This window comes from Paenibacillus sp. FSL K6-1096 (assembly GCF_037977055.1).
Taxonomy (GTDB): Bacteria; Bacillota; Bacilli; order Paenibacillales; family Paenibacillaceae; genus Paenibacillus_AQ.
Window position 1 is genome coordinate 5,370,345 of the sequence record NZ_CP150274.1, and the last position, 22,027, is coordinate 5,392,371.

The 22,027-nt window shown below is 54.3% G+C and carries 18 protein-coding genes; 10 read left to right on the plus strand and 8 right to left on the minus strand.

The window, feature by feature from the left end; translation table 11 throughout:
• Positions 1-26: 26 nt before the first annotated feature.
• Positions 27-1,070 (minus strand): HAMP domain-containing sensor histidine kinase, encoded by a 1,044-nt coding sequence (locus MHI24_RS23840; protein WP_340022000.1) that lies wholly within the window; start codon positions 1,068-1,070, stop codon positions 27-29.
• Entirely contained in the window at positions 1,067-1,741 is a 675-nt protein-coding gene (locus tag MHI24_RS23845; protein ID WP_340022001.1) for a response regulator transcription factor, read from the minus strand. Before MHI24_RS23845 ends, MHI24_RS23840 begins: the two co-directional genes overlap by 4 nt.
• Before the next feature lie 222 nt (positions 1,742-1,963).
• Here MHI24_RS23845 and MHI24_RS23850 point away from each other — a divergent pair, with 222 nt between their 5' ends.
• The 3 genes from MHI24_RS23850 to MHI24_RS23860 all read left to right on the plus strand — a co-directional run bounded on the left by MHI24_RS23850 (position 1,964) and on the right by MHI24_RS23860 (position 6,602).
• Complete coding sequence (locus MHI24_RS23850; RefSeq protein WP_340022002.1) at positions 1,964-4,342, plus strand: ABC transporter ATP-binding protein/permease; 2,379 nt, start codon at positions 1,964-1,966, stop codon at positions 4,340-4,342.
• Between the two features lie 164 nt (positions 4,343-4,506).
• Positions 4,507-5,433, plus strand: coding sequence for an ABC transporter ATP-binding protein (locus MHI24_RS23855; protein ID WP_340022003.1), 927 nt, complete (start codon positions 4,507-4,509; stop codon positions 5,431-5,433).
• Complete coding sequence (locus MHI24_RS23860; protein WP_340022004.1) at positions 5,430-6,602, plus strand: ABC transporter permease; 1,173 nt, start codon at positions 5,430-5,432, stop codon at positions 6,600-6,602. The genes MHI24_RS23855 and MHI24_RS23860 overlap by 4 nt, the downstream gene beginning before the upstream one ends.
• A 7-nt stretch (positions 6,603-6,609) precedes the next feature.
• Here MHI24_RS23860 and MHI24_RS23865 read toward each other — a convergent pair whose 3' ends face one another.
• Positions 6,610-6,894 carry a hypothetical protein gene (locus MHI24_RS23865; RefSeq protein ID WP_340022005.1) on the minus strand — a complete coding sequence of 95 codons (285 nt, stop codon included), beginning with the start codon at positions 6,892-6,894 and terminating at the stop codon, positions 6,610-6,612.
• Positions 6,895-7,090: 196 nt separating this feature from the next.
• On the opposite strand from MHI24_RS23865, the gene MHI24_RS23870 reads away from it, so the two are divergent.
• The 4 genes from MHI24_RS23870 to MHI24_RS23885 all read left to right on the plus strand — a co-directional run bounded on the left by MHI24_RS23870 (position 7,091) and on the right by MHI24_RS23885 (position 10,699).
• Complete coding sequence (locus MHI24_RS23870; RefSeq protein WP_340022006.1) at positions 7,091-7,924, plus strand: metallophosphoesterase; 834 nt, start codon at positions 7,091-7,093, stop codon at positions 7,922-7,924.
• 151 nt (positions 7,925-8,075) lie between these two features.
• Complete coding sequence (locus MHI24_RS23875) at positions 8,076-8,537, plus strand: VOC family protein (RefSeq protein WP_340022007.1); 462 nt, start codon at positions 8,076-8,078, stop codon at positions 8,535-8,537.
• A 45-nt stretch (positions 8,538-8,582) separates the two neighbouring features.
• On the plus strand, positions 8,583-9,281 hold the full coding sequence (locus MHI24_RS23880; RefSeq protein ID WP_340022008.1) for an SDR family oxidoreductase: 699 nt from the start codon (positions 8,583-8,585) through the stop codon (positions 9,279-9,281).
• 314 nt (positions 9,282-9,595) lie between these two features.
• Positions 9,596-10,699: an IS4 family transposase gene (locus MHI24_RS23885; protein WP_340020563.1), complete on the plus strand. Its 1,104-nt coding sequence runs from the start codon at positions 9,596-9,598 to the stop codon at positions 10,697-10,699.
• A gap of 114 nt (positions 10,700-10,813) precedes the next feature.
• Here MHI24_RS23885 and MHI24_RS23890 read toward each other — a convergent pair whose 3' ends face one another.
• Positions 10,814-12,025, minus strand: coding sequence for a sugar efflux transporter (locus MHI24_RS23890; RefSeq protein ID WP_340022009.1), 1,212 nt, complete (start codon positions 12,023-12,025; stop codon positions 10,814-10,816).
• Between the two features lie 247 nt (positions 12,026-12,272).
• Here MHI24_RS23890 and MHI24_RS23895 point away from each other — a divergent pair, with 247 nt between their 5' ends.
• The gene (locus tag MHI24_RS23895) at positions 12,273-15,095 is read left to right on the plus strand and encodes a glycoside hydrolase family 3 C-terminal domain-containing protein (protein WP_340022010.1); all 2,823 of its coding nucleotides are present in this window, start codon (positions 12,273-12,275) and stop codon (positions 15,093-15,095) included.
• A gap of 107 nt (positions 15,096-15,202) precedes the next feature.
• Here MHI24_RS23895 and MHI24_RS23900 read toward each other — a convergent pair whose 3' ends face one another.
• Both MHI24_RS23900 and MHI24_RS23905 read right to left on the minus strand, forming a co-directional pair.
• Positions 15,203-15,592 carry a hypothetical protein gene (locus MHI24_RS23900; RefSeq protein WP_340022011.1) on the minus strand — a complete coding sequence of 130 codons (390 nt, stop codon included), beginning with the start codon at positions 15,590-15,592 and terminating at the stop codon, positions 15,203-15,205.
• 56 nt (positions 15,593-15,648) lie between these two features.
• Positions 15,649-16,560 (minus strand): AraC family transcriptional regulator, encoded by a 912-nt coding sequence (locus tag MHI24_RS23905; protein WP_340022012.1) that lies wholly within the window; start codon positions 16,558-16,560, stop codon positions 15,649-15,651.
• A 158-nt stretch (positions 16,561-16,718) separates the two neighbouring features.
• Here MHI24_RS23905 and MHI24_RS23910 point away from each other — a divergent pair, with 158 nt between their 5' ends.
• Together MHI24_RS23910 and MHI24_RS23915 are read left to right on the plus strand one after the other, a co-directional pair.
• Entirely contained in the window at positions 16,719-19,883 is a 3,165-nt protein-coding gene (locus MHI24_RS23910; protein WP_340022013.1) for an alpha-mannosidase, read from the plus strand.
• Positions 19,874-21,013 carry a glycoside hydrolase family 88 protein gene (locus tag MHI24_RS23915; RefSeq protein ID WP_340022014.1) on the plus strand — a complete coding sequence of 380 codons (1,140 nt, stop codon included), beginning with the start codon at positions 19,874-19,876 and terminating at the stop codon, positions 21,011-21,013. The genes MHI24_RS23910 and MHI24_RS23915 overlap by 10 nt, the downstream gene beginning before the upstream one ends.
• A gap of 176 nt (positions 21,014-21,189) precedes the next feature.
• On the opposite strand, the gene MHI24_RS23920 is transcribed toward MHI24_RS23915, so the two are convergent.
• A complete protein-coding gene (locus tag MHI24_RS23920) occupies positions 21,190-21,534 on the minus strand; it encodes a hypothetical protein (RefSeq protein WP_340022015.1) in 345 nt (114 codons plus the stop codon).
• 41 nt (positions 21,535-21,575) lie between these two features.
• The gene (locus MHI24_RS23925) at positions 21,576-22,001 is read right to left on the minus strand and encodes a GNAT family N-acetyltransferase (RefSeq protein ID WP_340022016.1); all 426 of its coding nucleotides are present in this window, start codon (positions 21,999-22,001) and stop codon (positions 21,576-21,578) included.
• Positions 22,002-22,027: the final 26 nt, after the last annotated feature.

The following is a 22,027-nucleotide window of genomic DNA, read 5'->3' on the forward strand; positions in this document are numbered from 1 at the left end:
TATCAAGCCCTGCGGGGAGCGCGAATTTAACCGCCTCCCGCCGGCAGCTTAACCGTGAACGCTGAGCCCTGGCCGGGCTCGCTGCGCACCTCGATCGTGCCTTTGCTCAGGCTTATGATGCGTGCGGCCAGCGGCAGGCCGAGACCGTTGCCCCCGTCAGCGCGGGCGGGGTCGCCCTGGTAGAACTTCTCGAAGATGTGCTTGCGCACCTTCGGGGTCATGCCGATGCCGGTGTCCGCGATAACCACCGAGATCCAGGTCCCGTCCGAATGGAGCGCGACCGAGATTGTCCCGCCCTCCGGCGTGAACTTGACCGCATTGCCCAGTACATTTAGCCACACCTGCATCATCAGCTCCTCATTGCCGTAGTAGCGCTGCTCGGCCAGCTCAATATTGAGGTTCAGCTGCTTGGCTGACCACAGGGGCTCCAGCAGCAGCAGCGCCTGCCGGAGCTGCTCGTCCAGAGGGTACTCGGCCAGCTCGGTGAGTATCTCCTGGTTTTCAAGCTTGGAGATTTTGAGGATATTGCCGGAGAGGTTGGAGAGCTGCCGCGCGCTCTCAATAATCATCCCGGTGTATTCCTCATGCTCTGCCTTGCTCAGATTTTCCTCCTGCAGCAGCGTGGCATAGCCTTCGATTGCAGCAATGGGCGTCTTGAATTCGTGCGACACATTCAGCACGAAGTCGTTGCGCAGGGTCTCGATGCTGCGCAGCTCCTGGACCATCAGATTGAAGTGATGCGCCACCTCGCTGATCTCATTGACCCGGTGCGACTCATTCAGATAGATGTCGAAGTTGCCCCTGGCAATCTCTTTGGCGGCGCGGCTGAAGTCGGTGATCGGGGCCAGGATTTTTTTGCCGACCATAATACTAATCGCAGTACCAATGACAAGGCTGAACACTATCGTGGTCAGGAGGGGAGGCAACGTATTACGGTGCCCGATCGTATTATGGCCCACACGGATATATAAGTAGGTCAGCGTAGTCAGAATGCAGGCTAGGAACAGAACGATCACGAACACCATCGATACGAAATACCACCATAAGCCTCTGTTTTTCCTCCGGTTCATCCCCGCTTCACCGCCTTATAGCCCAGCCCCCGGACCGTAACAATCTCGAAATCCGCGCTGTCCCGGAAACGCTCCCGCAGACGGTTCACATGAACCACCACGGTATGCTCGTCCGACTCGGAGTCCATCCCCCAGATTTCATCCATGAGCTGCTGCTTGGTAAAAATTTTATTCGGATAAGAGATCATCTTATAGAGAAGATAGAATTCCTTCTGCGGCAGCAGGATGCTCTCCGTCCCCTGAATCACGGTTAGCGTATCGTAGTCCAGAACGGTGTCGCCCCATTCGATATGGCGTTCGCTGATGATTTTGGCCCGGCGCAGCAAAGCCCCGACCCGCAGAAGCATCTCGTTCACATTCACCGGCTTGACCATATAATCGTCGATCCCGACGAGGAAGCCCTGCTGCTTATCGGCAAACTGCTCCCGCGCCGTCACCATCAGAATCGGGAGCTGCTGGTTGTGGTCGCGGAGCGTACGGGTCAGCTCGAAGCCGTCCATCCGGGGCATCATAATATCGCAGATCATCAGATCAATATATTCCTTATCCAGCATCTCCAGCGCATCCTCACCGTTCATAGCCGGGACCGCACGGTAGCCGTGGCGGGTCAGTACCGTGCAGAACAGCTGCCGCAGCTTGGCATCATCTTCAACCACAAGAATCGTAAACATTAAGCATCCTCCTGGAACAGCTCAAGTAATCGAACGTATTATTTATATGTTTTGGGGTCCCCGCACAGTATTTGGCTCATCATCTGAAGCGGGCGCATCACCTTGTGGGGTTCATTTTAGTATACCTTATCTAGATCAACTCAAGCTCAACTGTGAGTTTAGGTTTAGTTGATATTGGGCGGTTATACTGGGGGAGTACAGAAATAGAAAGGGAGAATGACCATGCTGCAATTAAAAAATATCACCAAAAGCTACAAAACCGGCGAATTCACCCAGGTGGCCCTCGACAAGGTCAATCTGAATTTCAGAGAAAGCGAGTTCGTCGCCATTCTGGGCCAGAGCGGATCAGGCAAAACCACGCTGCTGAACATCATCGGCGGGCTGGACCAGTATGACAGCGGGGAGCTCATCATCAACGGCCAATCGACCGAGCGCTTCAAGGACAGCGATTGGGATGCGTACCGCAATAATAGTGTCGGCTTTATTTTTCAGAGCTATAATCTGATCTCGCACTTAAGCATTACGGATAACGTGGAGATGGGGATGACGCTCAGCGGAGTGGCGGCGGCCGAGAAGCACCGCAAGGCGCTGGAGGTACTGGAGAAGGTAGGGCTGAAGGACCATGTGCACAAAAAACCGAACCAGCTCTCCGGCGGCCAGATGCAGCGTGTAGCCATCGCCCGGGCGCTCGCCAACAATCCCGATATTATCCTGGCCGATGAGCCGACAGGGGCGCTGGATTCCGAGACCAGTGAGCAGATTATGGAGCTGATCAAATCAATAGCCGAGGATAAGCTCGTCATTATGGTCACCCACAACCCCGAGCTGGCGGAGGATTATGCAGACCGTGTCATCCGCTTCTCGGACGGACATGCCATTGCTGACAGCAATCCGCTGGCGACGCAGAAGCTCTCAAGCGCGTACAAGCTGAAGCAGACGAGTATGAGCTTTTTTACGGCGCTGAAGCTATCCGGCAAGAATATTGCCACCAAAAAATGGCGCACCGGGCTGACAGCTTTTGCCTCCAGTATCGGAATTATCGGCATTGCCCTGATCCTGTCCCTGTCCAATGGCTTCGACAAGCAGATCAGCTCCTATGAGACCGGAGCCTTGTCCAACTTCCCGGTCTCGATCAACCAGACAGCGGTCAACCTGCAGAATGCCGGTCCTCCCGGCAAGGAGACCCCGGAGCTTCCTGCCTATCCTGCGGACAAGCAGCTCTACCCTTACGACCCGACTGTTAACTCCGCCATGCATGTGAACGTGCTGACCAAGGAGTATATGCAGTATCTGGACGGGATCGATCCCAAGCTGCTGGACGGTGTGTCATATACCCGCAGTGTGAAGATGAACATACTGGTCAAGGATGGGGACAAGGCGGTGGCGCTGGATACCGGCAAAATCACCCTGGCTCCATATCCCAGCAAACAGGGCAGCGCTTCGGACAGCTATCTGGAGCAATATTATGATCTGCTGGCCGGCTCATTCCCTGCAGATAAGACCGATCTTGTCTTAATTGTGGACGAATACAACCGTCTGACTAATGCGGCGGTGGATGCGCTCGGGCTGGATTATGAGGCCAAGAGCATCGATCTGAACGACTTGGTCGGCAAGCAGGTTAAGCTGATCATGAACAACGATTACTATAAAAAGAACGGCGAACAATTCGTGGTCAATGCTCCCGGCGGGAATCTGAATGACCTCTATGACAGCCCTAAGGCGGTTACGCTTAAAATTGCCGGGGTGGTTCGCGGACAGGAAGGCTCCAAGATCTCTACCCTGTCTCCGGGGCTGGTCTATTCCGATGAGCTGGCCGCATCCTTCATTGCTGATGCGCAGCAATCTGAGATTGTACAGGCTCAGGAGAAGGCGGACATCAATGTGTTGACAGGGCAAGGACTGGCGGATGATGTGACAGGCAGCGCCTCCGGCAATGCGATGGGCGGATCTCCCCTCATGAATGCCGGAATGGCAGCGGCAGGCAATATGGCTGCTGTGACGAAGGAGAACGCGCTTGCGGCTCTGGGCGCTACGGATATTCCAACAGCGGTCTCGCTGTATCCGATTGATTTCAGCGCCAAGGAATCAGTGACGGCTTATCTGGACAAGTGGAACGAAGGCAAAGCGGCCGAGGATCAGGTGCAATACACCGATCTGGCAGCCATTGTGACTAACATCTCCGGCGGAATTATGGACGGGATTACGATGGTGCTGATTGCTTTTGCCGCGATTTCCCTGGTGGTGTCCCTGATTATGATTGCGATCATCACTTACATTTCCGTCATGGAACGCACGAAGGAGATCGGGGTGCTGCGCGCTATGGGGGCCCGCAAGAAGGACATTACGCGGGTGTTCAATGCTGAGACCTTCATCATCGGGGCTTGCTCAGGCATACTGGGGATCGGCATTACCTACCTGCTGACCATTCCGGTCAATGCGATTCTGTACAACCTGACCGAGCTGAAGAACGTAGCCCAACTGAATCCGCTCCATGCGCTCATTCTGGGCATCATCAGCGTGCTGCTGACCATGCTCGGCGGTGCCGTTCCGGCCAAAATGGCGGCGAAGAAGGACCCGGTGGCTGCGCTGCGCAGTGAGTAAGGTTGTAATCTGTGCCATCAGGCTGAAATGAAGAAATGACAAAGAGCCAGGGGAACTCGTTCCTTTGGTTCTTTTTGCATTGATTACCATAGATCACAGACAATCATAAACAATGTGGGATAAGATAGCAGTTACTGGGATTCCTTGGGACAGAGGTGTTGAAGGTGAACGGAATACTACTGGAATTGAAGCAAGTGGATAAAAGCTTTGGCCGCCTTAAAGCGGTGGATGGTTTAACCTTCATCGTCAAGCGGGGGGAGATCTTTAGTCTGCTCGGCCCAAACGGTGCCGGTAAAACAACGGCTCTCCGCCTGATTGCCGGAACACTTAAGCCTGATAGCGGGGATATCCGGATTGGAGGCACAACTTCCCGATATAACCGTTCTGCACATAAGCAGGTGGGAGTGTGCAGTCAGGAGTTACAGTTATGGCCGATGCTGACCTGTGAGGAGCAGCTTCATTTTGCAGGGAGAATGCATGGAATGGACAGGCAACAGATTACAAGGCGAACTGCTCTGCTGCTGGAAAGTGTCGGACTCTCTGATCAGCGCAAGACATTGGCGAAGAATCTATCAGGCGGTATGCAGAGAAGGCTGCATATCCTTCTGTCTGTTATTCATGACCCGGACCTGATTATCCTGGATGAACCGGAAGCCGGGCTTGATCCGCAGAGCAGAGTTCTGGTTAGAGATTTCATTGTATCACTGTCACGTTCTAGTGCGGTGCTGCTTACCACCCATAATATGGACGAAGCCCAGCGGCTGTCTTCAAGGGTGGCGGTGATGGACCATGGACAAGTGCTGGTATGCGACACGCCTGCTGCACTTCAGCAGAGGTATGCTCCTGAAGAGACGCTGGAGATTTATTATCAAGAGCCTGTACAGAATAGCGTAGAGCTGAATACCCCGGAATACACTGTGCAGTTCAAGGAATCAAGCCTCCGAGTTACCGGAGATCACCTGATAGAGTCTGTTCCGCATATTCTCAATAAGCTGGCAGCACTGTACGGTAATCCTCTTACGTTCAGTTTGAGGCAGAGTACACTTGAGGATGTATTTATTAAGCTGACTGGAAGGAGCTTGCGGGAATGAGGCTATGGGCTGTATTCAAGAAAAGCCTGGTCGAGCAGTTCCGGGACTATAAGGCAGTTCTGCTAACTATTCTGTCACCGATTGTGTTCATTGTCATCTTTGGACTGGCCTTCGGGCAAGGGTTCTATACGTATTCGCTGGGGATTACCAATGAAGATCAGGGGAAGCTTGGGAACAGACTGGTGCAACAGATCGCAGGCAGCGAGTATTCCAATGGTAACAAGATGTTTGCGGTCATTCAGACGGATTATAACAAGCAGAAGATACTGGATAGGATTAGAAAAGGCAGTTACGCTGCGCATTTGTATCTTCCGCCGGGCTTCAGTAAATCGCTGCTCCACCATGACCCGTCCGGCCAGTCCGCAAAGGTACAGGTGAATATGCTCGGCAATCCTGCAAATCTGACATACAGCATCATCAGCAGTCTGGTGGAGAACTACACCCATAACTTTGTGTGGTCATACGGCACAGCCATAAGTCCGGTTCAGTTTATTTATGAGGATACCGGTGAAGCACAGGTCTCGTCCGAATTTGCCAATATGGCGCCGGGACTGATAGTGTTTTCCGTCTTTTTCCTGCTCATCCTAAGCTCTATGGTGGTGACCAGAGAACTAGAGAACCGGACGATGCAGCGGATTATTTTGTCAAAAGCCAGCGCGTTTGAGTTCTGTACAGGCATCACGCTCTCACAAATGGTATTGGCGGCGGCCATGCTACCTCTAGTATTTGCGTCCAGCCTGTTGATGGGCTTCTCATCCTCCGGCTCCTATATTCTGGCTTATGCGGTCAGCCTGATTGCCACATTCTCAGCTATAGGCATCGGCCTGATCATCGCTGCCTTCTGCAAGACGTCACTGGAGGCCTTTATCCTTGGCAATGTTGTGGTGACACCTATGATGTTCCTAGCCGGTATTTTTTTCAAGGTTCCGTCGGTGAAGTTATTTACGGTTATGGGCAAAGAGATCGAGTTGCTGACCTTCGTGCCGACACTGGATGCTGTAAGTGCCATGAACAAAATCCTGATCAATAACGCAGGTATTAACGAGGTTCTTCCCGAAATTATAGTGCTGATGGTATTAGCGGCGAGCTATTTTTTAACCGGCATTTATTTATTCAAACGTAGAATCATGTGCGCAGGAGCCAGCAGACGGCGAGGCCTGGTAAGCTAACCGCAGTCTAGCTCTGCAACTGGGCCCGCATCGTTTTCTTTTTATTAATCTCCTTGGACAGCTCTGTTTGCTGCCGGGAGATTTTTTTGAGTTCGGCCTGGAGCTTGGTGATGCGGGTCAGTTTGCTGCTGAGGGCGCTGGGGGAGGGGGTGAGCTTGCAGTCTTTTTCGAGCTGAGTGATCTTGACGCGGGTGGACTTAGTCTTCTTCTGCAATGCGGCCATACTGGATTCCATCTCTGTGATCTCCTGGTTTAGACGGTCCAGCACCGGTCTTGTGAAATTAATAGCCATTCGGCACCTCTTATTCATCGAGTGTTATGCACAGGGCGTAACCAGAATAATATTGTACTACAAGGCTTATCAATATGCGAGATGCAGGCGTTTCCCATGGATTCACTGGTCCAAGAGCTCCCCGTCCGTCCGGCATATATATAGAAGATATTACTATAATATGATTCACAATCTTTCGAGGGTGAGGCGGATCAACATGAAGAGACCGACAGGAGCGAAGCGGAAGCGGCGGGCGGTTCCCGCCAGGCTGAAGGCAGCAGTACCGGGAGTGAAGCGCAGAATCAAGGCGCAGACTGTAGAGTTTGCGGTATTTGGCGACAGCCATGTGGGCTATGGCAACAGCTTAAGTACGTTTAGGAGTCTTTTGCCCAAGGCGGTGAGCAGCGGGAACAAACGGTTTTTCATCTTCGGGGGAGATAACACGCAGGCCGGGGCAGACCACGGGAACAATGCCGGCACGTACTATAAGGAATTCAAGGACACGGTAACCAGTACGCTGGGAAGCATCCCGTATAAAGCATCTATTGGAAACTGGGAGGCCAGCACGCGGTCAGTGTTCACACAGTACCTGGGGGCGGTGGCCGGTCAGATGAATTTTCCGGGTACACAGGGGAAGGTGAAGTATGTGTGGCTGGACTGCGCCCTGGGCCAATTCACGCCGGTCAGTCTCAATCTGCTGCGGAATCTGGATGATAAGCACTCGTATATTATTGATTTTCATTGGCCGCTGCGGGTGCAGGGCATTACGGTGGATTTCAGCCATGTACTCAGCGCGGCGGAGACCGCCAAGTTCTTCACGGCCATCCCGGCAAAAGCCAGAGAGAAAGTCCTGGCGATCTTCACTCACCACGGACATAAATTCTACCGGAAGCTAAGCAACATCTATCCGGGGTACACGAAGACGAAATTCTTCGTCACCGGCTGCTCCGGGGACTACAAATGTAAGCCGGGCGGGAACATGGGCTATTATAACGCCACCTTAACCAGCAGCGGATCAGGCTACAGAGTGGATGCGTACATCGCGCACTGAGGGGATAAGTGAATGAGGCATAGCGGCGGGAGAGTGTCGTGAAGACATTCTCTTTATTTTTGGGCCGGGCATCGTTCTGGCTGTGAACTTGACAGCCCTTTCATCCATTCGGTATGGTTGTCTGGACACGATGATAAGGAGGCAGAACAGCATGTCAGGATTACTTGGAAATCACTTCATGACACAGATTGGAATTCTGGTTCACGATATCGAGAAGGTGAGTCAGGCGTATGCGGACTTTTTTGGAGTGGACAAGCCTCAGATCAGTATCACGGACACGGCAGACATTGCGCAGACGGAGTATAACGGCGCTCCGAGCGCGGCGCGGGCGAAGCTGGCTTTCTTTGATATGGGATCTCTGCAGCTGGAACTGATTGAACCGGATCATGAACCGAGCACCTGGCGCGACTATCTCAATGAGCACGGGGAAGGGGTTCACCATATTGCATTCGTGGTCGAAGGCATGAAGGAGAATATTATGCTGCTTGAAGGCAAGGGATTCCTGCTCCAGCAGAAGGGTGAATACACCGGCGGACGGTATGCTTACATGGATACGTTCAAGGAATTGAAGGTGATCCTTGAGCTGCTGGAGAACGATAATGCCGGGCAATAACTGACTTCTCATCTCAAAAAAAACCTTACACAGGAGGCCATACCTATGAACATTCTGATTACCGGAGCCGGACGAGGATTGGGGCTTGAGCTGACCGCCGCTGCGCTTGGCCGCGGACATGCCGTGATTGCCGGAGTACGTGATCCGGCGCGCGGGCAGGAAGCCTTATCCGCGCTTGCCGCCACATACGGGGACAAGCTGACGTTTGCTGAGCTGGACGTTGCGGACGAAGCCGGAATCGCTGCGCTCGCCGCCAGCCTGAAGGAGCAGGGACGCTCGCTCGGTGCGATCATTAATAATGCCGCTGTACTGAATGCCACGGATACCGCGCTTGAAGCGCTGGATATGGAAGAGATGCAGCGGGCCATCGATACCAATCTGTACGGGCCGATGCGTGTGGTCAAGCACCTCCTGCCGCTGCTGACCGAGCCGGGGGCTTCCATCATCAACGTCTCGTCGGAGGCAGGCAGCATCACGAATGCTTACCCGGACAGCTATCCTTATACCATCTCCAAAACAGCACTCAACATGTTCACCCAGAAGCTGCATGTCACCCTCAAGGACCGCGGCATCCATGTGCTTAGCGTGCATCCCGGCTGGATGCCTACCGATATGGGCGGATCTAAGGCACCGCTTGACCCGCGCATCAGCGCCGAGGGCATTCTTGACCTGATTGAGCAGAGAACCGGTCCGCAAGGGCATTTCCGGTTCGTGGATTACACGGGCAAGGACATGGAGATATAGGCTGCACGCGTAGCCGGATTTTACTCATTTATTCCAGTAGCTGATTGTATTTCGTGCAATAGAATAGACATAGTTTACCGTAAAATGAGAGTCTATTGTATTTCATACAGCAGAATGTTGCGTTTCGGGTGAAACAGGTCCTTTTTTCAATATTCCATTGTACGGAATACAATAGATTCTATTTCGAAGCCTTTTTTACAGTATTCTATTGTACAAAATGCAGGCCTGTTGATTAGCCAAAAAAAGGTAGCAAAAAGGCCGCTCATTCGGTAAAGTGTTTGTACCCCTACAAACATCCGAAACGAGGCGACCTCATGAAAAAGTCTACTTCAATCTCGAACATTCTGCAATTAGTGATTCCTGAAGAGAAACTCTCACCGTTTCTTCAAGAACTTGAATATGTCGATACAGCAAGAAAGTTTACCGTCTATGACCTCTTTTTATTCTTGGCGGAGGCTTCGTTCCAGCAGTGGGAGGGATATCGGGATGGTGAAGTACGCATGGATTCCAGCGGCCTTAGACCCGTAGACCATTCAACGCTTTCCAAAAAAGCGAAAGATGTTCCCTTCGAGCTTTTTAAGCAATTGCTGAACCTCATGATTGATCTGTGTAATCGCTCGACCCGAAGACATTTAGGGATTCCCAAAGCCTTACTTCTCGTCGATTCCACCAAAATTACCGTCGGGAAAGAACGGCTTCCTTGGGCTCCGCTGAAAGGCGAACGCGCAGGAATCAAATTACACGTGTCGGTGGTGGCCGATGAAGGCCGGCTCTTTAAGGTGACCGAGACCACAGGGAATTCCCATGATTTTAAAAGCTGTCCCGAGCTGATCGACAAACGGTTTATTATCGTAGCCGATCGGGCGTATGGCAGTCACAAACGATTCGATGAGTATCTGGAGCAGCACCAATGCTTTGTCATTCGGCTTCGGGACAACACGCTCTTTCAGTCCCCGGTTGCCCGGATACGAAGCGAACCCTTCACAGGAACTCTCGAACAAGATTTCACCTGCCAATTAGGAAAAGGACAACGGCTTTCCAAGAACCGTTTTCGCGTAGTAATTCTAAGAGACCCACAAGGCAACCCGGTGATTCTTGCTACGAATCTGCACTGGCACTCCGCTGAGCGGATTGCAGAAATTTACAAGAAGCGGTGGCAGATCGAAGTGTTTTTTCGCTGGATTAAGCAGCATTTAAACATTCCAACCTTATTTGGGACCACACCCAATGCTGTGTACGGACAGTTGTATACCGCTTTACTGGTTTATGTGTTATTGAAATTCCTCTTTGACAAAGGAAATGCAGTGGTTCATTGGAGCGCCAAACTAACGTTTGCCGATTTTGACCGCTTATTTACGCTGCAACGATTACCCGTAGAATGGATTACTTTTTTGACTAATAATCTTACATTCCCATAATTTAGCTAATCAACAGGCGTGTACAAAATGCAGTTACTATCGTTCCAGAGCCTACAGTATCCGAATGACTGCGGCGGTAACGAGGGACTGGCTCGAAATCAGTTGTTTACTGGGTTAAGAGGCGAGCGGAGTCGTCATCTTCTCGTCCGGCGAACGGCGTTGCCACAGCAGCAGTCCCAGTGAACAGGCGACCAGAATCACGCAGAGCAGGTAAGAATAACGGTAGCCAACCCACTGGGCTGCGGCTCCGCCCGCCAGACTTCCAGCCAGCCGGCCAATCGTGGTGGCATTGGTGTACAGCGTCGAGGCATAGCCGGGCAGATCCGGCAGCAGGTCCTGAATATAGCTGATACCAATGGCCGAGATCACAGCGACAAAAAATGCCAGCAGCACCTGTCCGGCCATGAGCTGCCAGAGCTCACCCACGCCAAGCACCAGCGCATAATAGCTTCCCCCCAGCACCATTCCCCAGCCCATCAGCCGCCTGCTTCCATAGCGGGCAGACAACCCGCCCAGCATGAACATGAACGGAATTTCCAGGAGCGCACAGATGCTGGACACGGAGGCCACGTCCTGCGTAGTTCCTCCAAGCGTGTTGACAATGAACAGGGAGATATTCAGGCTATTGGCCCAGTGTCCGGTATAGAGCAGGGTCACGATTAGAAAAGGAACCAGCACTCGCCCATCCCGGTGCAGCCGGACCGGCGGTGCTGCGGGCTTGCGGCTCTGCTGCTTGGCAGCAGCGGGCCGTACGAAGCTGTACACAAGCAGCGCATTCACCAGAAAGATCAGGGTGGTGGTCAGGAATACGCCCTGAAATCCGAAGCTTCTCAGGAGAGCGGCTCCCGCAAGCGGACCGCTGATGAAGCCCAGTGAGAACATCGAGCGCAGGGTGGAGTTGGCCATGGCATGATCGGCGGAGCGGCTTGCGTTCACCGCTTCCCGTGCGCTGGCGAATAATTGCGGCATCGCTGGAGCGCCTAATGCGGTGAAGACCGTCATATAGACCAGCAGCGGATAGAAGCTATGGATAAATATGTATCCGGCAAAAGCAACTGCATTAAACGTCATGCAGACTACCATCAGCCTGCGGCGGTTCAGTCCGGCATCGGAGCGTCTGGCAATGAACATGCTTAAGGCCACTCCGCTCAGCAGAGTGACCGCTGTGAAGATGCCGAAGGTTCCGGCTGAGACGCCCAGCTCTTCCGTGAAATAGACGGCGAGGAAAGGACCGCTGATTGAGATTGCCATTCCCTGGAGCAGCATACATAACAGGAATACGGGATAGACGGGAATTTGCAGGAGAGCGAGGGTTCTTTTTAGCATAGAATCAGTGAACTTCCTTTCGATATTGCTTATGGTCTGATGGTTGGTATTAGTATAGTATAATTCATATTTTGGAAGAATTGCATAGCGCAGCCTATGATGATTTCGTGAATCTCTAATTGTGCCCTGGTTTTTGGGTCAATTATTGAGGTGTTGCGCGAGGCGCCAATCTTATATGATGGACAAAGCGTGATCAATTGAAACCGTTATCATTATAACGGATGAATCGTAAAAGGAGTGAGTGGGAATGGATTCAGCTACATATCCGTTCAGACAAACGGAGCTGCAGCTAAGTGAACGGATACGGGATCTGCTCTCCCGGCTGACGCTGGCGGAGAAGGTAAGCCTGATGCCGCAATATCAGGCGGCGGTTGAGCGTCTTGGCATAGGCGCGTACAAGCATGGTACCGAAGCGGCGCACGGAATTTCATGGCTGGGAAAGGCAACCTCTTACCCGCAGCCAAGCGGCCTGGCCTGCACCTGGAACCCGGAGCTGCTCCGGCGGATCGGTGCAGCGGTCGGGGATGAGGCCAGAGCCTTCTACCGGAAGAATCCGGCTGTGAACGGTCTGACCCTGTGGGCGCCGACCGTGGATATGGAGCGGGACCCGCGCTGGGGCCGGACGGAGGAAGGCTACGGGGAGGACCCGGAGCTGACCGGACAGCTGAGCGCAGCACTGGTACAGGGGATTCAGGGGGATCATCCGGTGTATCTGAAGGCGGTTGCAACGCTGAAGCATTTTCTTGGAAACAACAATGAGATCGACCGGGGCGTGGCTTCGTCCAGCATTGACCCGCGGAATATGCGCGAATATTATCTAGAAGCATTCAAGCCGGCCTTCAAGGAGGGTGGAGCGCAGTCCATGATGACCGCCTATAATGCAGTGAATGGTGTGCCGGTCATTCTCCATCCGGCGGTGAAGGAGATTGTGAAGGGCGAATGGGAGATGGACGGCTTCATTGTCAGCGATGCCGCCGACCTGTTCGGAATCGTGAAGGATCATAAATATTATGATTCCTTCACCCGTTCGATGGCCGAATCGATTCAGAACGGGATCGACAGCGTGACTGAAGAGACAGAGGAGACGATCAAGGTCATCCACGAGGCGCTCCGGGAAGGGCTGCTGACGGAGGAAGACCTGGACCGTGCGTTATCGAATACCTTCCGTGTCCGCTTCCGGCTGGGCGAATTCGACCCGGAGGAGGGCAATCCGTACGCGGCTATAGATGATTCCGTCATTCTCATTCCGGCGCATCGCGCGCTGTCGCTGGAGGCAGCGAAGGAATCCATTGTCCTGCTGAAGAATGACAAGGCGGCACTTCCGCTGAATGCAGACTCATTGTCTAAGGTAGCTGTCATCGGGCCGCTGGGAGATGAAGTCTTCAGGGACTGGTATTCCGGCACACTGCCGTATGCGGTAACGCCTCTGCAGGGCATCACGAAGAAGCTGGCCGGCAAGCAGGTGCTCTTCGAGAGCGGAGATGACCGGATCATCCTCACCTCCAAGGCCAGCGGGCAGGCTGTCGGCATCACGGGTGAGGATGGCCGGCTTGCCGTGCTGCATGATCAGCCGGAGCACGGCGAGCTGTTCCGCCATACCGCATGGGGCTGGACCGCACATACCTTGAAGTCGGCCAGCCGGGACCGCTATATCACCCTGTCGGATGCCGGAACTCTTACCGCTACCGCAGAGGAAGTCTACGGCTGGTTCGTGAAGGAGTCGCTGAATCTGGTTCAAGAGGGTGGAGATGCCGTTAGCTTGCGGACTTGGAACAATCAGCCGGTCGGCATCTGTGCCGAAGATGGCACGCTTCGTGTCAGCGAAGGGGAAGGCTCTCCTGAAGCCCGTATCTTCGAGCAAAAGCGGGTAGTGAACGGCCTGGAAGCAGCGGTTGAAGCGGCCCGGGCCGCTGAGATAGCGGTCGTATTTGTGGGCAACCATCCGCTTTTGAATGGTAAGGAGGAGATCGACCGGCCGGATATTGTCCTGCCGGAGGAGCAGGAGAATCTGGTCAAAGCGGTATATGCCGCCAACCCGAATACCGTTGTCGTAATTGTCGGCAGCTACCCGATTTCCTCGGTCTGGATCGATGAGCATATCCCGGCGGTGCTGTATACCTCCCACAGCGGACAAGAGCTGGGCAACGCGGTAGCCGAAGTGCTGTTCGGCGGGTACAGCCCGTCCGGCAAGCTGAACATGACCTGGTACCGCAATGTCAGCCAACTGCCGGAGTTCATGGATTACGATATTATCAAGGGTAAAAGAACATACATGTATTTCGACGGCGAGCCGCTCTATCCGTTCGGGCATGGGCTGAGCTATGCTCAGGTGGACTACCGCAAGCTGTCGCTGGCCGAAGCGGAAGTAATGCAGGACGGCACGATCAGTCTGACCGTAGAGCTTGAGAACAGCGGCAGTGTAGACGGGGACGAAGTGGTGCAGCTGTATGTACAGTGCTTATCCACCCGGATCAGGCGTCCGCTGAAGCAGCTGAAGGATTTCAGGAAGGTCCGGGTAGCGGCGGGACAGACACAGACGGTCGCCTTCCAGCTCCCGGTCTCCGAGCTGTTCTTCTGGGATGTAAGCCGGGAACAGTACTGTGTGGAGGATGGGGAGTATCAGCTATCGGTGGGACGTTCCTCGGGGGATATCCGGCTGACGTCCACCATTAGGGTGCATGGTGAGACAGTTACGCCGCGTGATCTGTATGCGCCGGTTAAGGCAGAGAACTACGATGATTACGAAGCAGTATTCCTGGATGAGTGCAGGGCCGGCGGCGCGGCGGTGCATCCGGTGAAGGATGGAGCCTGGATCGCCTTCCACAATGTCCGGTTGGACCAAGGCGCAGCAGGTGTCGAAGTGCTGGTGTCCTCCATGAAGGGCGGCACCGTTGAAGTCCGGACCGTCAGCCCGTCCGGCAAGCTGGCAGCAACGCTTGCGGTTCCGGCAGGCGGGGAGCAGCAGTGGCGAAGCCAGTCCGCCATCGCGGATGTGGAAGCCGGAATCACTGCTGTATATGTTGTGTTTAAGGGTGAGGTGCTGCTCAGCCGGGTGGGGTTTACGGTGTGAAGTCAGTCCTGTTTCTGTTCTCCAACAAGCAAGAAGCTAATAGAGCAGCGTTTCTCCTGTAACGGGAGAAGCGCTGCTCTGCTGTGTATCCGGTCCCTGCATCCGCCCTAGCTTAATTTATCCGTCATATCTGACCAGTTGGAATAAGCAGGAAGCAGCTGCAAGCCCCAATAATCCAGCAGCATACGGATCACGCTGACCCGGTCTGTCATCAGCCGGGAGAAGTGCCTGAAGGACCCGTCTGGATAGCCGAAGCGCAATTCAACGACGATGCTGTGAGGAGTATGGCGGACAGGGGCGGCCTGCATATAAAGACTTCTCTCTACCGGCACACTGGGTTCAATGACGATGAAATCATCCGGATCGTCCGCGAAGCCGTTAACGATATCGGTGATCAGCGAGGCTTCAATCGCGTAGTTTGCATAAGTTTCATATTGGGTGCTGATTGTATACGTGACATCGCTGCTGTTATCTGTGCTGGAGTTTAGCGGTTCCATGTCTCATTTTCCTCCTCAAAATTTGGTTTGGGACAGCCTTCTTTATTTCAATCCACTCAATACGAACTCAAAGACGAACCCCCGTCAGACACCCCCTGCGCCTTACGGAAGGCGGAGGGTGACATGCCGCTCTGCTTATTGAAGCTGCGGTTGAACTGGGAGAAGCTGTTGAACCCGCATTGCTCCGCAATGTCTGAAATGCGCTGCCGCGTATGCAGCAGGAGCTGCTGGGCTTTGCGGACGCGGGTGATCTGGATGTATTCCGTCAAGGTGAAGCCGGTGACGGTTCTGAACTGGTGCGACAGATAGTATGGACTGATATAGAACTGTCTGGAGATAGAGTCCAGGGACAGCTCGCTGCTGTAATGGCTGTGAATGTGTGCGGTGATAGAGTAGATTTTCTGCATCATGGGGTTGCCGATCTCCTCCAGCACATACTGGTTCTTGTCGCTCTGCCGGGCCAGATTGCACAGGAACTGCTGGAACAGGCTGTGAATCAGCACCGGATTCAGCGGCGAATCGCTGCGGGACACGGTGAAGATGGTGTTCAGCGGCTCGAATACGGCACTGCGGGCTCCGCCGGTGAACCGGTAGATCGGAACATCGGCCTGGAACGGCTGAAGCATGGCAGTGTAAGCGATTTCGAGTCCGGGTACAGCTCTGGGCACAGCGAAGTTGATAATCAGCCGCTTATGCGGCGGTCCCTCAGGATAATGCGTCATATGCAGCCGGAAGGGGGCGAGCAGGACGATATCATATTGCTGGAGGGCGTGGAAATTGCCTTCTATGATATGTGTGGCGCTGGAATCAAGCAGAATATGAATCTCATAAAAAGCATGATCATGCTGAAACTCCATATTGATGTCGTGAGAGCGCTGATCGTAGTCAAAATAGTAAAAAAACGGATCAGCCGGAGTATTGATACGTATGCTGTATCCTTGCTCGTACAGCAGGTCGCTTTCAAGCATAGCTTCTCTCCTCATCGTTGCCGTTATCCTGTATATTATAGGCTCAAAAAAGCAAAAATTGCAATGAATCGGGCGGAATACAGCAAGAGTAGGGTAGTTTTTGGAGTAGAAGGTTTGCTATAGTGACATTATGAAAGCGGATACAGGGAGTGAGAGGGATGTTATTTACAGAAGAAAAGCTGATCAAACGCCAGGCTGAAGTGGAAAAGTATAGATATCTTAAAATCCAGGAGCTTACAGAGTTCGCGTTCGCTGAGGATGAGGAAGGGGCGAATGGTGTATATCCGGAGGCAGTATCTTTTGATGGCATCATCAGGCTTCAGGAGCATTGGAGCGGACGGGACCGTTACATCTGGCTGCGCACGGAGATTGTATTGCCGCCTAGCCGGGCAGGCTTCAAAATTGCCGGCCGTTTTGATTTTGGCAAAACAGGGGACTTCAACAACTCCGGCTTCGAATCGCTGCTGTTCGTGAACGGATCGCCTTACCAAGGCGTGGATAACAACCACCGGGAGGTCATCTTCGGCGATGAGCTGGGCGGACAGACGGTCGAGCTGGTCTTCCGGCTGTGGTCGGGGCTGGAGGGCGGCGGCAAGCCTAGAGTTCAGGAGCACCGGCTCAGCGAAGCAGTCATCGGCTATCTGGACGAGACCATAGATGATCTGTTCTATATGTCGAAGGCGGCGCTCGATACCTTCCGTTACCTGGGCAGCGATCAGCCGGAGAAGCAGTGGCTGTTAAAAGCGCTGAACGGGGCCTTCCGCCGGATCGACTGGTCCGAGCCCGGCTCTGACGCACATATCGCCTCGCTCTATGAGGCTGGAGCCAGCCTGAATGAGGCGGTGGACGCGATGCCGCAGACTTTTGACGTGACCCTTACGGCTGTGGGCCATACCCACATCGATGTCGCGTGGCTGTGGCGGCTGAAGCACACCCGCGAGAAGACGGCCCGTTCCTTCTCCACCGTCCTGCGGCTGATGGAGGAATTCCCGGAGTACCAGTTCCTGCAGACCCAGCCTCAGCTGTATGCCTATCTGGAGCAGGATTATCCGGAGCTGTTCGGGCGAATCAAGGAGAAGGTGAAGGAGGGACGCTGGGAAGCTGAGGGGGCCATGTGGCTGGAGTCGGATTGCAACATCCCGTCCGGCGAGTCACTGGTCCGCCAGATTATGATGGGCAAGCAATACCTGCGTGAGCAATTCGGGGTGGAGAGCAAGTATCTGTGGCTGCCGGATGTGTTCGGCTATAGCTGGGCGCTGCCGCAGATCCTGCGCAAATCGGGCATCGATACCTTCATGACGACCAAGATCAGCTGGAACCAGTTCAACCGGATGCCGCATGATACCTTTTGGTGGCGCGGGATGGACGGCTCGGAGGTGCTGACGCATTTCATCACAACCTCGGCGAACAATGGGGACCAGTACACCTATAACGGCCGGATGACGGCAGCGCTGCTGCGCGGGATCTGGAATTCCTACCAGGACAAGGAGATCAACGATCATCTGCTGTTCGCTTACGGCTGGGGCGACGGGGGCGGAGGGCCGACGCGGGAGATGCTGGAGCTACGCCGCCGCTTCGACAAGCTGCCGGGTATTCCGAAGCTCAAGATGGGCAGTGCAGGCGAGTATTTCAGCGGCCTGCATGAACGCATTGAGAATACGGAAGGATTCGTCCACACCTGGAACGGCGAGCTGTATTTCGAGTGCCACCGGGGAACCTATACCTCGCAGGCCAAGAGCAAGAAGTATAACCGCCGCCTGGAGCTGCTGCTGCGCGATGCGGAGTGGCTGCATACCCTGATGGGGGTAAGTCAAGGCAATCTTGAAAACGCTTATCCTGCGGCTGAGCTGAAGGGAATCTGGGAGATCCTGCTGCGCAATCAGTTCCATGACATCATCCCCGGCTCGTCCATCGCCGAGGTCTATCAAGACAGTGACCTGGAATATGCGGAAGGAGAGGCGCGCTCACTGGCGCTGGTTCATGGGGGAGCTGATCCGGGTAGCGGCAGCAAGCCGGACCAGCAGGTGTACACCCTGCTGAACAGCACGATCTGGAACCGGCCGCGTTATGTAGAGCTTCCTGGAGAGGCCATAGGTGCAGGTCGGGTACACGACAGAGACGGCAACCGGCTGTGGCAGCAGCCGACCGCAGACGGAGGCGTGCTGGTATATGTTCCTTCGGTGCCGGCTTTTGGTACGGCAGAGCTTCAGCTCGTAAGCGGGCAAGCCGGGGCGGCAGCGGCTCCGCAGCTTGCTACGGTATCCGGCCGCAGGCTGACGACACCGCTGATCGATGCGGCCTGGAATGAGCAGGGCCAGTTCACTTCGGTCGTCGACCGGCGCAGTGGCCGTGAGCTGCTGGCCCCCGGGCAACGCGGGAATGTGCTGCAGGTGTTTGAGGATAAGCCGCTGGATTTCGAGGCGTGGGATATTGATATTTTCTACCAGGAGAAAATGACCGAGATCACGCAGCTTACAAGCTGTGAGCTGATTGAGAACGGCCCGCTGCGGGCGGCGCTGCGCATGACCTGGACGTATCACAGCTCAGTGGTGACCCAGGATATCCGCTTCTACCGCGATACACCGCGAATCGATTTCCATACGGAGCTGGAGTGGCATGAGCATAACCAGCTGCTGAAGGCGGCCTTCCCGGTGGACATTCACGCGCTGGAGGCGACCTACGATATTCAGTTTGGAAATGTGAAGCGTCCTACCCACTGGAATACAAGCTGGGATTACGCCCGGTTCGAGACGGTTGGCCATCAGTGGGCGGATATCAGCGAGAAGGGGTTCGGCATCGCGCTGCTCAATGACTGCAAATACGGCTATGACATCAAGGACAGCGTAATGCGGCTGACGCTGCTGAAGTCGGCGGTGCATCCCGACCCGCAGCAGGATCAGGGACATCATGAATTTACGTATGCCTTGTACCCGCATACCGGTGATTTTGTGGAAGGCGGGGTTGTCCAGGAGGCGTGGGAGCTGAATCATCCGCTGCGCGCGGTGGCTGGCAGGCTTGAAGCGGCGCCGCTGCTCTACATTGACGGCCAGCATGTGATGGTGGATGCCATCAAGCGCTCGGAGGATGGCAAGGATGTCGTGCTGCGCCTGCATGAATATGCCGGCTCCCGGACGCAGGTCATAATAGACAGCGCTTACGAGATTGGCTCCTGGCAGGAGTGCAATCTGATGGAGGAGCCGCTGGGCGAAAGGCAGGAAGCAGAGGAGCTGAGCTTTCAGGTGAAGCCATATGAGATTAAGACGTTCAGAATCAAGCTGCGCGGAACGCATATAGAAGAAGGGGGTTATGGACAGTGGAAGTAACAGAGAAGCAGGCGGTGCCGGTTAGCTGTGTGAGCAAGGAAGAGGTTATGCAGAAGCTGGAGCTGGTCACGAATAAGCTGCTGAAGCTGGGACGGCCGGATAACGAAGCGGAATTGCAGAACCTGGGGGAGGATGCGGAGCGCCGGGGGTATTTTGCCCGTGACTTCGGAATGGATGAATGGGACTGGCCGCAGGGAGTGGGGCTATATGGCCTGCAAAAGCTGGACCGGCATTTCGGCGACGGCCGTTACGCGGCGTACAGCAAGCCTTGGATGGCCTGGCAGCTGGAGAAGGGACTGCCCAGCCGGAATATCAACACCACCGCCCCGCTGTTGTCCTTGATGGAGCTGGATGAAGCCAAGGAGCTGAGTCTGGAGTGGGTCGACTGGCTGATGAACGGCCTGCCCCGGACACTGGAGCAAGGCTATCAGCATGTGACTACGGGGACTCAGAAGCATGAGGTCTCGCTCCATGAGAACGAGATCTGGATTGATACGCTGTTCATGGCGATTCTGTTCACCGCCAAAATGGGCGTGAAATACGACAACGAGCAGTGGCGCGAGACCTCGCTGCATCAGCTGCTGCTGCACATTAAATATCTGTATGATGTGAGAACCGGCTTCTTCTTCCATGGCTGGCATTTTGCAGAGCGCCATAACTTCAGCGAAGCCTTCTGGTGCCGCGGCAACGGCTGGTTCGCCCTCGGCCTGCCGGAATATCTGGAGCTCATGCGCCCCTATCTGGCAGACGGAGTCTTCCGCTATCTCCAGCAGACGCTGCAGGCCCAGGCCGAAGCCTTACTCGCCTGTCAGAGCGAGGATGGACTATGGCATACCCTGCTGGATGACCCTGGAAGCTATACCGAAACCTCCGGTTCGGCTGCAATTGCCGCCGGTATTCTGAACAGTGTGCGCCGGGGGCTGCTCCCGGAGGCCTATAGCGAACCGGCTCTGCGGGCAATCCGCGCTATCCTGGACCGAATTGACGGCGAAGGCACAGTGCTTGGGGTGTCCGGCGGTACTCCCATCGGTGCAGCCAAGGAGGACTACAAGGGAATCATCATTGCCCCTATGGCCTATGGCCAGGCGATGACGCTGGTTGCGCTGGGCGAAGCGCTGCATTACTGCTGAGGCAGCGATCTATGAATGGAATAAGCGGCAGCCATGGACGATGATTCGTCTGAGGCTGCCGCTTGTGTATTGTTGGAGGAACGCGCAGGGGACGGGGGCTGGTGGTATGCGAGAAACTGAACACATTGGACTAACACAAGGCGCATGGACCCAATGTAGTCGAAAAACCGATCACACTAAGTATCCAAGCCGTGGTCCTCATCGATACACCAGTGAAATTCGTCAACAATGGCCATCACCAACCCGGTTATTGCCCCTTCCAATGGCTCATCTATCATCGCTGGCAGAATGACCTCCACCAGGTTCACCTCTTCAACCCCTTCCAGGGTATAGTAAGCGTAACTGCCATCCGCATTCGCAGCGATCCCCTTCAGCCCTACGTGCGCACCATCGAGCGCTTTGGTGAATTGCAGCGGCCCGGTCTGCTCAAACCCCAGGTTCTGCACGACGAATCGCTCCAGCACCTCCGTCCTTACGGTTTTGGCGTAATCCATAGAATGAATGCTGATGTAGTCATACATTTCAGTCACCTCGTTCGTATTAACGCTGGGAAGGCGCTTGTTTAGCAGAGGTTCTTTTTCAGATAATAATGGGTGTGTCCGCCCGCGTTAAGTATCGTTCCATACACCTCGAAGCCTTGCTTCACATAGAAATCCGGTGCCTGAAAGCTCAAGGTATCCAATTTGATAAAATCGCACTGATTTTCCCTCGCCAACCGCTCGGCTTCCTGCAACAGCTTCATTCCATAACCCAATTTGCGGTAGGCTTCGTCTACGTAAAGGTATTCCACCTCCAGCCAATTCCAGCAGATCTCCCCGGTCAGTCCACCGTGAACCAACCCATCGCCATCCCGCAAACTCAGTTGAATCTCCTGGTATCTGCCCTTCAGCTCATCCGGGAAATGCTGGAGATTGAATGCAATCAAGCCGTTCTCAATGTAAGCTTTAACGCGGCTTGTATCCGGTCCGTGTTCAATCCGAAGTTCCATCTCACTTGCCTCCTTATATCAAAATA

Excerpts from the sequence above, each read along its gene's own strand:
- MHI24_RS23875 (WP_340022007.1), top strand. The coding sequence starts at position 8,076 with ATGTCAGGATTACTTGGAAATCACTTCATGACACAGATTGGAATTCTG.
- MHI24_RS23905 (WP_340022012.1), bottom strand. The coding sequence starts at position 16,560 with ATGCTTGAAAGCGACCTGCTGTACGAGCAAGGATACAGCATACGTATC.
- MHI24_RS23880 (WP_340022008.1), top strand. The coding sequence starts at position 8,583 with ATGAACATTCTGATTACCGGAGCCGGACGAGGATTGGGGCTTGAGCTG.
- MHI24_RS23860 (WP_340022004.1), top strand. The coding sequence starts at position 5,430 with ATGAGGCTATGGGCTGTATTCAAGAAAAGCCTGGTCGAGCAGTTCCGG.
- MHI24_RS23925 (WP_340022016.1), bottom strand. The coding sequence starts at position 22,001 with ATGGAACTTCGGATTGAACACGGACCGGATACAAGCCGCGTTAAAGCT.
- MHI24_RS23865 (WP_340022005.1), bottom strand. The coding sequence starts at position 6,894 with ATGGCTATTAATTTCACAAGACCGGTGCTGGACCGTCTAAACCAGGAG.
- MHI24_RS23920 (WP_340022015.1), bottom strand. The coding sequence starts at position 21,534 with ATGTATGACTACATCAGCATTCATTCTATGGATTACGCCAAAACCGTA.
- MHI24_RS23870 (WP_340022006.1), top strand. The coding sequence starts at position 7,091 with ATGAAGAGACCGACAGGAGCGAAGCGGAAGCGGCGGGCGGTTCCCGCC.
- MHI24_RS23845 (WP_340022001.1), bottom strand. The coding sequence starts at position 1,741 with ATGTTTACGATTCTTGTGGTTGAAGATGATGCCAAGCTGCGGCAGCTG.
- MHI24_RS23885 (WP_340020563.1), top strand. The coding sequence starts at position 9,596 with ATGAAAAAGTCTACTTCAATCTCGAACATTCTGCAATTAGTGATTCCT.
- MHI24_RS23840 (WP_340022000.1), bottom strand. The coding sequence starts at position 1,070 with ATGAACCGGAGGAAAAACAGAGGCTTATGGTGGTATTTCGTATCGATG.
- MHI24_RS23890 (WP_340022009.1), bottom strand. The coding sequence starts at position 12,025 with ATGCTAAAAAGAACCCTCGCTCTCCTGCAAATTCCCGTCTATCCCGTA.
- MHI24_RS23900 (WP_340022011.1), bottom strand. The coding sequence starts at position 15,592 with ATGGAACCGCTAAACTCCAGCACAGATAACAGCAGCGATGTCACGTAT.
- MHI24_RS23850 (WP_340022002.1), top strand. The coding sequence starts at position 1,964 with ATGCTGCAATTAAAAAATATCACCAAAAGCTACAAAACCGGCGAATTC.
- MHI24_RS23910 (WP_340022013.1), top strand. The coding sequence starts at position 16,719 with ATGTTATTTACAGAAGAAAAGCTGATCAAACGCCAGGCTGAAGTGGAA.
- MHI24_RS23895 (WP_340022010.1), top strand. The coding sequence starts at position 12,273 with ATGGATTCAGCTACATATCCGTTCAGACAAACGGAGCTGCAGCTAAGT.